Below are 14,004 nucleotides of genomic sequence, written 5' to 3'. Positions count from 1 at the left end.
TACTGATATAGTCAAAAATATTTAAAGTAAGGGAAGTAATTAAATGTATAAATTAAAAGAGGCAGTATTATTCTTTCACATTAAAAATGAGACTATTATCCAACTTGGGAAGAAAAAATGGAAAGTATTAGATGCCCAAATGGAGCTGTATGATTTTTTAAAACATGATATAAAAGTAACTAACGATGAGGAACAAAAATATTTTAATTTTTTAATGGAAGAAAAATTACTAACTGAAAAAATGATTTACTCTAAAGATAGGTTTTTGAAAAATAGATTTTATTTTGAAGATATTTCAAAAGGTATTAATAATAGATATCAGGAAGATTTTTTTAAAAAGAAGGTAATGATAATTGGATTAGGAGGAGTAGGCAGTGTTGTTTTATTCAATCTTGTAGCTATGGGTGTGAAGCATTTTATCCTAATTGATGGCGATAATGTGGATATATCCAACTTTAATAGGCAAATTATGTTTGATATAGATGATATTGGCAAATCAAAGGTTGTTGCTCTAAAAGAAAAATTACATAAGATTGATAATAGTATAGAGGTTGAAATTTGTGATAGATACATCGAAAATAGCGATGATATTAACAAATTAACTTATTTTGATTATGAATTATTAGTTAATGCTGCAGATACTCCACAAAATTTGAATGTACTTTTATTGGAAAATATAAAAATGAAGAAAAACGATTTTATAACAGCTGGAGTTGGACTTCATTCGGGGAAATTCACATCAGTAATTTCGAATTATTACTTAAATGATGCCTTAGCTTATTTTCAAAATACAATCCCTGAAGAAAAAGGTACAATTCTTAAAGCTTCAATTTCACCAACAAATATGTTAATTAGTGCCTTGTTATCTAATGAAATTTTAAAATATTGGACAAGTGATAGATTAACAATTCCTAAAATTAATTATATAGATTTTGATAATTATACAATTGAAAGTGAAGGTATTTTAAATGAAAATAGGAGTTGATGTTCTCCCTGATACATTAAACCCTGCTAAAATATCAACGTATGCAAGTAAAAGTGTAATGACACTATTTTTTGAACCAATTTATTCTGATGTAGAGGATCGTGGGTTATGTTGGGTCAATAGAGTCAATGATTATCTGTGGAAAATAGAGCTGAAGGAGAAATATTGGTCAAACGGTGAAAGAATCAGTACGGCGAATATAATCAACACTTTTGTTTATTACCAAAAGAATAATCTGTCACTTTCAAAAGAGCTTGACGTAATTGAAAATTGGCAGCAATATAGAAAAGGAGCGAGAGAGTTTACTGATGTTGGTATTATACAGGAAAACAATAATATTTTTTATATTAAAACAAATTGTACCTGCAATCTCTATAATTTATTTTCAAATGTGGAGTTCACACCGTTATATTTAATAAACAATGAATTTCTTCAGATTGGTTCTGGGATATTTATTCCTGAAGAAAATAAAGAATATAGGTATAATTCAAATAAATTTCATCAGGCAAGTATTGAGGAATCTTTAGAATTAATACTAGTAGAAGATCCCGATAGTGTACTTTTCTATAGTAAAAATAATATAATTGACACAACACCTACTACCTTATATAAACGGGATATTCTTGATAAACTTCCTGGAAGAATTGTTAAAAAATCTTCAAGCATTCATGTGTCCTTACTATTAAACAGTAATCGTTCAAGAGAAGAACGAAATAAAATAAAAGATATAATTGAAAATACAGAATTTGAAAATATTACTAGTACTTTTGGCTATTTTTTCGAAGAAAAAAATAAAAAAGTAAATAAAAGAAATTCTGATAAAGAATGTGTTATAGAACTTACATTTAGTGCTACAAATTATTATCCAAACTATAAAAATATAAAGAAGATATCTCCCTTAGCTCATATAAAGGAAATACCATTATATGTACCACCCTCAGATTATGTAAATGATAATTCAGACGTTGTGTATATGCTATTTCGTTTGAATATAGAAAGTGAATATACATTACTATTAAGCTATATTTCTTATATTGATGAAGATTATATAGATGATTATATTGAATTATTAAATCTGCATAACATTTTCCAGTTATCAGAGGAAGAAAAAAAAAGAATTAATAGGTTTTTAGAAAAGCATTCAAATTTGATTCCGATAGGAAATGTTGAGCACCAATATAAAAATAATCCTGAAAATAATCTTAGATTATGCATAGATGCTAACGACTGTTATTATTTAGATTATGGAGATGAAGAATGAAGTTAAAAATGAATATTGAAAGTAATTCAAAAAATGTAATTTATATCAAAGAAATGTTTGGAATAAACAGTGAATGTTATAGGAAAATAGTTTTTCCAAAGGATTTAAACAATATAAAAGATGTAAATATCACATATATTACAGGACCATCAGGAAGTGGAAAGTCCTTATTAGGAAAATATATCAAAAAAAAATTTAACTTTGTTGAAAATGATATGAAGTTTAATAAAAAGGTTCCTATAATTGAAGCATTATCAGGGACATTTAGAGAGAATCTTTATTATCTTAATATGGTAGGACTATCAGAAGCCTTTTTATACCTTACTACATATGAAAAATTATCTGATGGACAAAAATTTCGTTTTGAGTTGGCGTATATGTTGTCTCAAGATTTTGACTATATTTTGGTGGATGAGTTCTGCTCTTTATTAGATAGAGACTCTGCTAAAATTGTCAGCTATAATTTGCAAAAGATTATGCGAAAACTTAATAAACATATAGTGGTAATAACCAGCCATAGTGATATACGGGACTACCTATCACCTGATATTATTATTGAATTTGATGAGTATGGTAACAGTAAACTAGAAAGTTTTAAGCATTATAAAGTTGCTAATTTGCATCAAGAATTTGAAATAAGGAATGGGAACTATAATGAATTTAAATTGCTGGAGAGGTATCATTATTTTGGAGATGTTTCTTTAAATACATTACAGAGAAGAGATGCTAGATACTATTCTCTTTATAGAGATAATAAATTAATGGGAATTTTAGTAACTGCTTCTCCTTATCCGCAGGACGATAACAAGTTAGAGGAAGATCTTGAAAGAATAAATCATAATTTAAGACTAGTTTTTCGCTTAATATTGCACCCTAAAGTTAGAGGCATAGGAGCGACAAAAATATTATATGATTCTGTTGTAAAAAATGAAAATTATTTAATACTTTTAAGGAGTGCATTGGCAAAAAAGTATCCGTTTCCTAAAAAATTGAAAATGTCCCAAAATTACTATAATGATATGCTGTCGTTCCAAGAATATCAAAGAGTATTAAAAATAAGTTCTTCAAACTCTACAAGATTCAAATATAGCAGATATGTTTTAGCTAAGATGATGTATAGAGATTTTCAACGATATAATGAGCTCATTAAGTTTAAAATTAAAAGCAGTCTAGGAATTGGATTTTTTTTCAACATTGTGAAAAGTGTTTTTCCTGATATACAAGACTTTAAATTATTGAAAGAAGTTATAAAGCCTATAGAAATGGAGGAATACTATTTTGACAACAGATAAATTTTCATGGGATTTAACTGATATCTATATTAATGATAATGCATTCTTGAGTGATCTTAAAACTTGCCATTCAAATATTGAAGAATTTATCATTAAATTTAATCCAGAATTTTCAGAGGATAATAATGTTATTTATATTTTAAGTGAAATCGAAAATATCTATGTTCATTTAAACAAATTATATTCGTATGCTTTTTTGAATCTTTCGAAGAATAGTAGAGGTGAAAAAGAGCAAAAAAATTTCCAGTCAATATCAAACATATATGATAGATTTGATATTGAGGTAATAAAAATTCAACATAGTATAGAGAATTATTTTAGAAATAATATAGATAAATTAAAAAAAATAAAATCAGAAGGAAAATTTCTGTTCTATCTTAATAATTTATACTCGGAAAATAATAGTCTTATTTATGAAAAATTCTCTCCAAAAACAGAATATCAAAAATTAATTTATTCAGAAAATAGTAGAGGCCACATTATCTACAATGATAGAATAATAAATTTAAATTATACTAATCAGCTAGAGTATTTAACAGATGACTCAGCAGAGTTGCGGAATATGACTTATAACTTTTTTCTTGAGTATTACCGTAGCATCTCTTTGCCGATTTATTATCTATATAAATTAACTTTATTGAATTATAATATACAGTCTCAAAATAAAGGGTATAGCAACTATTATGAAATGTATGGAAATACTATCCTAGGAAACTATATGTCTGTAATTATTAAGCGCATTTCTTATCTTACGAAAATTATCAATAAAATCTTCGTTCAACAGAAAACTATAACTAATCTTGACATGATAAGTTATGCAGATCTATACTATATCGAAAACTATTCCGATATTTCTATAAAAATTAGTGAAGCAATTGATATAGTTTATAATGTTTTTTGCAGTATTGATGAAAAATGGGGAAAGTTATTCTTAAAAATTGTTGATGAAAAATGGATTGATTGGTTGCCATCTATTGGTAAACGTCAAGGAGGATTTTCAATCAATGTTTACACAGTGCATCCTTATATTCTAATTAATTGGGATGGGCATTTAGATGGTATATACGCTCTTGGGCACGAAGCAATTGGTGCGATATTGAATTACAGTTCGAAGCATAATGAATTCAGCCAGTCATCCCATAGTATTCTAATAACAGAATTGTTTTCACAATATATTGAATTTGAAATAACAAAATATCTCAAAAAAACAAGAAAAGATCTTAAAAATTACTTAGTCAAGCGAGAATTGATTGATTTTAAAGACAAAGTTCTTATGACTCTTATCAATTCCCTATTTGAGATGAAATGTTTTTCTAAAAGCTCAGAGGGAGAAATTAGTTTAGGAAAAATAAATGAGTATTATTATGAAGCAACAGAAAAAATATTTGGAAATAGCGAGTTGTTTGATAATAAAATAAAAAATAAATACAATTGGGTGGCGCAGGGGCATATTTTCACACCATTCTACGATAGTTCATATACTGTTGTTTATTTTTTAGCAAAATATTTTTCCAAAAAGAAATATTTGACGGACAGATTTTTAGAAATAGCAAAGTTAGGTAGCAAATTTTCTGATGACTATATATTTTCTAACTATTTTAATATTAGCGTTCAAGAATTCGAGTCTATATTTATGGAGGTAATAAGTGAGTTTAAATATAAAGGAGAATAAAATATATCTTTACGCATTTTGGGGGACGTTATTTTTTGAAAGGTCCATTTGGTCAGTGTATCTGCTTCACCAAGGGATAACAATGATTCAAATAGGATTATTACAGACAGTGCTATCTACGGCAATGTTCATTTTTGAATTTCCTTCTGGAATTTTTGCTGATAGGTTTGGTGAAAAAGTCACATTATTTTTGGGACATGTTTTTAATATTATTTATTTGAGTATCATGCTACTATTTCCAAATTTCCCATTGTTACTGATTGGTTTTTTTGCATATGGAATAGGCTTTGCTATGGTTTCAGGAAGTGATCAAACATTGCTATATCATTATGATGACGGAAGACAATATCAAGAAAAAATAGGACTTTATAATGCTATTGGAATTGGTAGTTTAGCATTAAGCTCTTTTTTAGGGGGTATTCTTTCACAGCACTCATGGTCAATTATATTTATTGCAGGGATTTCAACACAATTTATCGCATTCTTAATTTTATTATCAATTTCGGGTTCTCGAAAAAAAAATAAGAACGAGGAAGAGCTGATTACCTTTGAAATACTACTTTTATCCCTTAAATCAATTACAAAAATGAACTTAAGTTTAAGGTATTTAGTTGTTGCTATTATTACTTTCCAAAGTATATTATCAGTACTATATAATTTTATTCAATTACTACTTGTTGAGAAAGGTTTGGATTCGTTTCATATATCAATTGTTATGACACTAGCGTTAGTTTTTTCAGTTATCTCATCTCTACACATGAATTTTTTAAATAAAAAGATTGGTAAGCGAAAGTCTCTTCCAATTTATTTAATATTTATAACTATCACTGGATTGCTCTTTAAATTAGATAATATCTTTATTGTAGTTATAGCATTTTTTATATATGGATTTGGGTATGAATTTATCGATACTACTCTAAACACTGTATTTCACGATAATATTAGCGACAGCATTCGCACTTCTTTATTATCTGCCGTCAATACTTTAACTTCATTATTGATGTTAGGAGGTAATCTGCTATTTTCATTTAGTTTAAAGTTTATGGAGGTTGGGAACGTTTTTTTTATAGGAATAATACTTTGTACAGCAATGACTGCCACCTTTTTAATATTATTTAATAAAAATTATCAATAAATGAAGTTATATACTTTCTTTAAAGTGAGTAGTGAAAAAATCACTATAAACAATTGAACAGCATTCCGAAAGTTAGACATGAAGTCTAACTTTTGAGGTGGACTTGGTATAATAAAGTGGACACGAAATTAAGTGAAAACGAGGAAAGTCATTATTCCAAGAAAAGTATTTGATAATGCGTTTAAACTATCTGCTGTAAAACTCGTTCTCGAGGGAAGAGCAGTCTGTCAAAATGGTTAGTTCAATTTTAGGTGTTCATCCAAATAGTCTTTATCGTTGGGTTCAAGATACGAAAAATATGGGGAAGTGCGTTTCCAAAACATGGGAACGCTTTTCGTCGTACCCAATTTGAGATTAAAAAACTCGAAAAAGAAAATAAGATATTGCAAGAGGAGTGAGATCTGCTAAAAAAGTTTCAGGTCTTCTTGAAGCCATGCTGGAAATAAAGTTTCAGTTTCTAAAAGAGAATCAAGCTACCCTAACTATTAATCATGCTTGTCAAACGCTTTTAGTTTAACGTTCAGGCTTCTACGCGTATTTAAAACGTCGGCCTTCTTCAAGACAGATAGAGAATGGAGTATTAAAGGGGGATAATTAAAGACATTTTCGATGAACATAAAGAACGTTATGGTAGCGTTCGAATCGCTCAGGAACGGGTTAACTGTTAACCATAAATTAATTCATCAGCTCAGTCTCTACACCAAAGGAAGTCGCTATAGGCACAAGTACTATAATCGTCAGCGTTTCCCAATAACACGACAAAGTGTTTGTGAACAAAAGCTAAAAATGAAATCCGGCTGGGGGATTTAACCTATATATCAACAAAAGCAGGCGCTCCTTATTTATCCATATTTATAGCAGAAAGATTATTGGTTGGGCAAGGGGAAGCCGGATACATGATAAGTTGGTTTCAATCAAGCTTTTCATAGAGAAAAAGCTAAAGAAGGGTTAATCGTCCATACAAATCAAGATTCTCAATAAATCGGAGCACGATTCCAAGACTTATTTAGGAAGAAAAAATGCAAATTCAGTATGAGTCGAAAGGGAAATCCATACGATAATGCACTCATGGAATCCTTTTATAAAACATTAAAAAGAGAGCTTGTCAATGATGCAAATTTCGCAACCATTGACCAAGCTCAGCTTAAAATCTTTAAATTTATCGAAGCCTATTACAATCCGAAACATCTCCATTCTGCCTTAGGATATCAGTCACCAATAGAGTTTGAAAAATAATGACTAATTAATTATCTTAACTTTGTGTCTAACTTTTGGAGTGCAGATCACTGCAAAGAGTTATCTTTTTATCTATTTTTTCAAAAAAGAAAGGAAAAATCAAGTGTATTTAAAATGCTTTTTTGAAAACTTTTTCAAAAAAGGTTATTAGAGCTTGAAAGTGTTTCCAAAAGGTGTTAAAATAACATTGAAAGCGTCATTTTCAAATAGAAAGGAAGAAGTCTAATGAACACAGATGATACAATCACAATTTACGATGTTGCACGAGAAGCCGGTGTTTCAATGGCTACAGTCAGCCGTGTTGTTAATGGGAATAAGAACGTCAAAGAAAATACCCGAAAAAAAGTTCTTGAAGTCATTGACCGTCTGGATTATCGTCCTAATGCCGTTGCCCGCGGTCTGGCTAGTAAGAAGACGACAACTGTCGGTGTTGTTATTCCTAATATTGCTAATAATTATTTTTCCATTCTTGCTAAAGGGATTGACGATATTGCAGCCATGTACAAATATAATATCGTTTTAGCTTCAAGTGATGAAGATGACGATAAGGAAGTAAATGTGGTCAATACACTGTTTGCTAAACAGGTAGATGGCATTATTTTTATGGGGCATCATTTAACAGAAAAAATCCGGGCAGAATTTTCTCGTTCACGGACACCGATTGTCCTTGCGGGAACTGTTGACTTGGAACACCAGCTGCCTAGTGTCAATATTGATTACAAACAGGCCGCAACTGATCTTGTCGATATCTTGGCAAAGAGGCACAGCAACATTGCTTTTGTTTCCGGACCTTTGATTGATGATATCAACGGGAAAGTCCGTTTGGCTGGTTATAGAGAAGGGCTTAAGAAAAACCAGCTGGACTTCAAAGAAGGTTTGGTTTTTGAAGCTAAGTATAATTATAAAGAAGGTTACGACCTGGCTCAGCGTGTTATCAATTCCGGAGCTACCGCTGCAGTAGTGGCTGAAGATGAATTGGCTGCCGGTCTTTTGAACGGTCTATTTGCTGCTGGGCGAAAGGTACCGGAAGATTTTGAAATCATGACCAGCAATGATTCGCCAATCACCCAGTATACTCGACCTAACCTCAGCTCAATCAGCCAGCCGGTTTATGACTTAGGTGCTGTCAGTATGAGAATGCTGACGAAAATTATGAATAAGGAAGAACTGGAAGAAAAAGAAATTTTACTCAATCATGGAATAACTGAACGAGGAACAACCCGGTAAGTGCAGCCTATTTCTGTTTGTCAGCTGAATTCAGGCATCAGGCGGGCTAAACCTGCACTGCAGCAACTCATTAAAGAAAGAGCAGATGACCTAAATGGTAAATGAAACGATGATGCAGGCTTTTGAGTGGTATCTGCCTGCAGATGGGGGACATTGGCGCCGTCTGCAGGAGGATTTGCCTCTTTTTCAAAAATTGGGACTGACTAAAATCTGGCTGCCGCCGGCTTTCAAGGGGACAAGTGCAGATGATGTCGGTTATGGTGTCTATGACTTATTCGATTTGGGAGAATTTGAGCAAAACGGTACTGTCAGGACAAAATACGGCAGTAAAGAAGATTATCTGGCTCTTGTTGAGTCTTTGAAAAAAGCTGATATTATGCCAATTGCTGATATTGTGCTGAACCATAAGGCTAATGGAGACAAGAAGGAGCGGTTTTCCGTCCTCAGGATGGATCCGGACAACCGTCAGAACCCGCTGTCTCAACCCTTTGAAATTGAAGCCTGGACTGAGTTTACCTTTCCCGGACGGCACGGCACTTATAATGATTTTAATTGGCATTGGTACCATTTTACAGGGGTAGATTATGACGCCCTGCATGATGAAACAGGAATTTATCTTATCTTGGGAGATAACAAAGGCTGGGCGGATCAAAGCCGTATCGACAATGAAAATGGCAATTTTGATTATCTGATGTATGATGACCTTGACTTTAAACATCCAGAAGTGGTTAATCACCTGAAAGACTGGGTGGGCTGGTTTTTAACAGCAACTCAGATAGGCGGTTTCCGGCTGGATGCGGTTAAGCATATTGACTCGGAGTTCATGTCTGATTTCATTCAGCATATCCGCACAGCTATCAATCCTGATCTTTATGTTTTTGGTGAGTATTGGAAAAATGATGCGGCTATGACCCAGGACTATCTTGAGCAGGTGGGAGAATCATTCAGTTTGGTCGATGTCGTCCTGCATATGAATTTTTATGAAGCCGGACAAAAAGGCAGCCAGTTTAATCTTTCTGCAGTTCTTGATGGCAGTCTGATGCAGGCAAATCCTGATTTAGCGGTTACTTTTGTGGATAATCACGATTCACAGAGAGGACAGGCTTTAGAGTCAACGGTAGAAGAATGGTTCAAGCCTCTGGCCTATGCGCTAATCCTTTTGCGCCAGCAGGGTCTGCCTTGTATTTTTTACGGTGATTACTTCGGTATTTCAGGAGATTTTGCCCAGCAGGATTTTCGCCAGCTTCTAGATAAGTTAACATTTTTACGGCAACATTATGTTTATGGTGAGCAGGTTGATTATTTTGACCATCCTAACTGTATTGCCTGGACCTGTTTAGGCAGTGAAGAGCATCCGAACGGATTGGCTGTTTTACTCAGTAACAGTGATAAGGGCTGGAAAAACGTTAATATGGGAACATTTAATCAAGGCAAAGTCTTTATTGATTATTTGGGAAACTGCCCTGATGAGGTGGTAATCGGTCAGGACGGCTGGGCCGAATTTCCGGTCGAAGCAGGCTCTGTATCTGCTTGGCTGGATAAAGACAGCCTGATGAACTGAACACGCTCTAAAATCCTAGTGAAAAAGATGGCTGCCATCGTGATGCTTAGGCATCACTTGCCCTCCCCTATTTTCATACGGATTTTTAAACGGGCTTTGTATCTTATTTAAACTGAACACGCCCTTAGAGCTGTGCAAAAAAGATAAAATTTCCTAGAGTCTTAGCGACTCTTCGTCAATTTTCCTATTTTTGCTTTGCTCTTTTGACGGGCTTTGTATCTTGATGAACTGAACACGCCCTAAACGCTGCGGGAAAAAGATATGGCTAAGTTTAGAATTGATTTCAAGTTAGCTAGCCGTAGACGTCTGAAGGCAGACAAAAATCCTTGCCGCCTAAGTCATTGCTTGAAGTATAAACAAGACGCAGTAGCCTAGCGGCATTTTAGTCGCTTTTTCAAAGCTTTAAAATGTCTGCTAGGCTTTGCAGGGGCGAGACATCGAACTTTACGGTCTGGGGTTCTGTCTCGCTCCCTAGTCGTTCTGGCAGGGGTGCGCAGACGAAATCATAGATTTCTGGCTTACCGCCATTTTTGCTTTGCTCTTTATAACGGCCTTTGTATCTTGTTATCAGTCTTAGGGCTGATTTTTTTTTGTTCTCTTGCTGAAAATTTATGAAAAATGAGATATAATAAGGACTATGAAGGTTTTACTGTATCTAGAGGCTGAGAATTATTTGCGAAAATCAGGAATCGGTCGTGCTATTAAGCATCAAAAGCGGGCTCTTGACCTAGTTGGTCAAGCTTATACAACGGATCCTGATGAGGACTACGATCTGGTTCATATTAATACTTACGGATTTAAGAGCTGGCGTCTGATGAGTAAGGCCCAAAAAGCTGGTAAAAAGGTCATTATGCACGGGCATTCGACAGAAGAAGATTTTCGTGATTCTTTTATTGGTTCTAATTTGCTTGCCCCTTTATTTAGGAGGTATCTCTGCCATTTTTACCGTAAGGCAGATGCGATTATTACTCCCACAGTCTATTCAAAGACTTTAATAGAAGGCTATGGCATCAATAAACCTATTTATGCTGTTTCAAACGGTATTGACTTGTCACGCTATACAAAGGATAAAGAAAAAGAGAAGACCTTTAGAGCTTATTTTGGTTTGTCATCTGAGCAGAAGGTTGTGATGTGTGCAGGACTCTATTTTATCCGTAAGGGGATTGATGAATTTGTTCAGGTTGCCGAAGCTATGCCGGATGTCCGTTTTATTTGGTTCGGTGAGACAAATAAGCTGGTTATCCCGCATCGGGTTCGCCAGATTGTTGGCAAGAACCATCCTGATAATGTAACTTTTGCCGGCTATATTAAAGGGGATGTTTTTGAAGGTGCAATGAGCGGTAGTGATGCCTTCTTTTTCCCTAGCCGTGAAGAAACTGAAGGGATTGTTGTCCTTGAAGCTTTGGCCAGCCGACAGCAGTTGGTTTTGCGCGATATTCCTGTTTATCAGGGCTGGCTGGATAAGAGTGAAGCTGAGTTTGCCAGCGATGTTTCTGGTTTTGTAGCTGCCCTGCGGTTTGTTTTAGGCGGCAGCAATGACAAGCCCCAAAAAGGATATGCAGTTGCCGAAAGCCGCAGTTTGGACAGGGTAGGCCGGCAGCTTGTTGAGGTTTATGAAAAAGTAATGGAGTTATAAGATGCGAGTAGGTCTTTTTACGGATACGTATTTTCCGCAGGTTTCAGGTGTGGCAACCAGTATCCGGACACTAAAGGAAGAGTTGGAAAAAGAAGGGCATGAGGTTTATATTTTTACTTCAACAGACCGGAATGTGAAACGTTTTGAGGATCCGACTATTATCCGTCTGCCGAGTGTTCCTTTTATTTCCTTTACGGATCGCCGTGTTGTCTACAGGGGATTAATTTCTTCCTACAAAATTGCCAAAGCCTATCAGCTGGATTTGATTCACACTCAGACTGAGTTTAGTCTGGGCTTGCTGGGAAAGCTGGTTGCCGCTGCTTTGCGTATTCCTGTGATTCATACCTATCATACCCAGTATGAGGATTATGTTGGCTACATCGCTAAAGGCCGACTGGTTAAGCCGGGTATGGTCAAATATATTGTCCGTGGTTATCTGAGTGATTTAGACGGGGTTATTTGCCCGTCACGGATTGTTTACAATCTCTTAGAAAGTTATAATGTAAAAATTCCTAAGCGGATTATTCCCACTGGTATTAATGTTGAGGAATATAAGCGGGCAGATATTACCTACGATCAGATTGCCGATCTGCGGGAAGAATTGGGTATTTCTAAGGGTGAGACCATGCTTCTTAGTTTGTCCCGGGTGTCTTATGAAAAGAACATTCAGGCTGTTTTGCAGCAGTTCCCCGCCATTTTGGCGGTCAATCCCCGAGTGAAATTAGTTATTGTAGGTGATGGTCCCTATTTAGAGAAATTAAAAGACTTAGCAGAAGAACTGCAGCTCGGACAGTCTATTCTTTTTACAGGAATGGTTTCTCATGATCAGGTAGCGCTCTACTACAAAGCAGCAGATTTTTTTATCAGTGCTTCTACCAGTGAAACACAAGGACTGACTTATGTGGAAAGTTTAGCCAGCGGCCGGCCGGTGATTGCGCATGGCAACCCTTATCTCGATGATTTGATTACTGATAAAATGTTTGGGACTCTGTTTTACAAAGAAGAGGACTTGGCTGATGCCGTCATAGATGCTATTGTCAGTACACCGGCAATGACCGAAAAAGCCTACGAAGCCAAGATGTACGAGCTTTCAGCCCAGCATTTTGCTAAGTCTGTCTATGCTTTTTACTTGGATGTTCTAATTTCAGAAAAGTCTAAAAAACAAGAGAAGTTTTCCTTAACCGTAAAAAGTGAGCAGAGACCAGCGTCCAGCCGTACTTTTCGTCTGGCTAAGCGGGCAATCAGCCTGCCCAGCAAGGCTGTCAGAGTGACGGCCAAAACATCTGTCAAGGTAGTTAAAGCGCCGGGAAAACTTGTCAGCTCTATTCGGGAGTTTTTAGATTAGAGACTTGAAAATTTTAGAAATCATGCTATAATAACAAACGAAGACATGTTAGGCAGTTTATACTCTTTAGAAATTTGACAGCGAGCGCTTGGTGGTGGAAGAAGTGCAAAGAGTGCTATCTAATACTCCTTCCTAAGTTTTTATGCAAACATAAAAGGGTGGCAACCTTAGAGCCCTAATGAGGTCTGCGGTTTGTTTTGGCTTTTGTAAAGGCTATTGCTGAACTGTCAGATAAATAAAGGTGGAACCACGTTACGACGTCCTTTGCGGGCGCCGTTTTTTTTTTGAGGTGTTATTATGCTATTAGAGGAGCTGCTGCAGCGCAGTCACTCAATTAGAGAAGTTTACCATCAGTTAGAAAAACAGCATCATGGTTCAAAATGGTCAGTAGAAGAAGATTTATTGGCCATGACAAATGATGTTGGTAATGTTACTCGTTTAGTAATGACTAAAAAAAGGCGTTATTATGACGAAACACCATATCAGCTTGAGTCTAAGTTGGCCGAGCTTATATGGTGGGTGGCAGAATTATCTCAGCGGCTGGATATCGATCTTCAAGAAGCTCTTGAACAATTCCTATCTGACAAAGAACAATTGCTGAAAATTGATGATGATAATTGAACACGCCCTAAGAGCTGTGCAAAAAAGATAAAT

The 14,004-nt window shown here is 34.8% G+C and carries 10 protein-coding genes and 1 pseudogene; all 11 read left to right on the top strand.

What is annotated here, in order from left to right; translation table 11 throughout:
- The first annotated feature begins 43 nt into the window (after positions 1 to 43).
- The 11 genes and pseudogenes from AB3329_RS08210 to AB3329_RS08155 all read left to right on the top strand — a co-directional run bounded on the left by AB3329_RS08210 (position 44) and on the right by AB3329_RS08155 (position 13,971).
- Complete coding sequence (locus AB3329_RS08210) at positions 44 to 985, top strand: ThiF family adenylyltransferase (protein WP_368395433.1); 942 nt, start codon at positions 44 to 46, stop codon at positions 983 to 985.
- The gene (locus AB3329_RS08205) at positions 969 to 2,246 is read left to right on the top strand and encodes a hypothetical protein (protein WP_368395431.1); all 1,278 of its coding nucleotides are present in this window, start codon (positions 969 to 971) and stop codon (positions 2,244 to 2,246) included. Before AB3329_RS08210 ends, AB3329_RS08205 begins: the two co-directional genes overlap by 17 nt.
- Positions 2,243 to 3,538, top strand: a complete 1,296-nt coding sequence (locus AB3329_RS08200) for a hypothetical protein (protein ID WP_368395430.1) — start codon at positions 2,243 to 2,245, stop codon at positions 3,536 to 3,538. The genes AB3329_RS08205 and AB3329_RS08200 overlap by 4 nt, the downstream gene beginning before the upstream one ends.
- Positions 3,525 to 5,210: a M3 family metallopeptidase gene (locus AB3329_RS08195; RefSeq protein WP_368395429.1), complete on the top strand. Its 1,686-nt coding sequence runs from the start codon at positions 3,525 to 3,527 to the stop codon at positions 5,208 to 5,210. The genes AB3329_RS08200 and AB3329_RS08195 overlap by 14 nt, the downstream gene beginning before the upstream one ends.
- On the top strand, positions 5,185 to 6,345 hold the full coding sequence (locus AB3329_RS08190) for an MFS transporter (protein WP_368395428.1): 1,161 nt from the start codon (positions 5,185 to 5,187) through the stop codon (positions 6,343 to 6,345). The genes AB3329_RS08195 and AB3329_RS08190 overlap by 26 nt, the downstream gene beginning before the upstream one ends.
- 132 nt (positions 6,346 to 6,477) lie before the next feature.
- Positions 6,478 to 7,581: pseudogene (locus AB3329_RS11660) on the top strand (IS3 family transposase).
- A 225-nt stretch (positions 7,582 to 7,806) separates the two neighbouring features.
- Complete coding sequence (gene ccpA, locus AB3329_RS08175) at positions 7,807 to 8,808, top strand: catabolite control protein A (protein ID WP_368395426.1); 1,002 nt, start codon at positions 7,807 to 7,809, stop codon at positions 8,806 to 8,808.
- Between the two features lie 94 nt (positions 8,809 to 8,902).
- Positions 8,903 to 10,369, top strand: a complete 1,467-nt coding sequence (locus tag AB3329_RS08170; protein ID WP_368395425.1) for an alpha-amylase — start codon at positions 8,903 to 8,905, stop codon at positions 10,367 to 10,369.
- Between the two features lie 637 nt (positions 10,370 to 11,006).
- Positions 11,007 to 12,005, top strand: a complete 999-nt coding sequence (locus tag AB3329_RS08165) for an LTA glycolipid anchor biosynthesis glycosyltransferase, IagA/BgsA family (protein WP_368395423.1) — start codon at positions 11,007 to 11,009, stop codon at positions 12,003 to 12,005.
- A 1-nt stretch (position 12,006) separates the two neighbouring features.
- On the top strand, positions 12,007 to 13,350 hold the full coding sequence (locus tag AB3329_RS08160; protein ID WP_368395421.1) for a glycosyltransferase family 4 protein: 1,344 nt from the start codon (positions 12,007 to 12,009) through the stop codon (positions 13,348 to 13,350).
- Positions 13,351 to 13,647: 297 nt separating this feature from the next.
- A complete protein-coding gene (locus tag AB3329_RS08155; protein ID WP_368395419.1) occupies positions 13,648 to 13,971 on the top strand; it encodes a nucleoside triphosphate pyrophosphohydrolase family protein in 324 nt (107 codons plus the stop codon).
- Positions 13,972 to 14,004 lie beyond the last annotated feature (33 nt).

Source organism: Streptococcus huangxiaojuni, assembly GCF_040930515.1.
GTDB classification, from domain to species: Bacteria; Bacillota; Bacilli; order Lactobacillales; family Streptococcaceae; genus Streptococcus; species Streptococcus huangxiaojuni.
The sequence above is the reverse complement of the archived record's forward strand: the minus strand, read 5'-3'. Positions and strand labels throughout refer to the sequence as shown.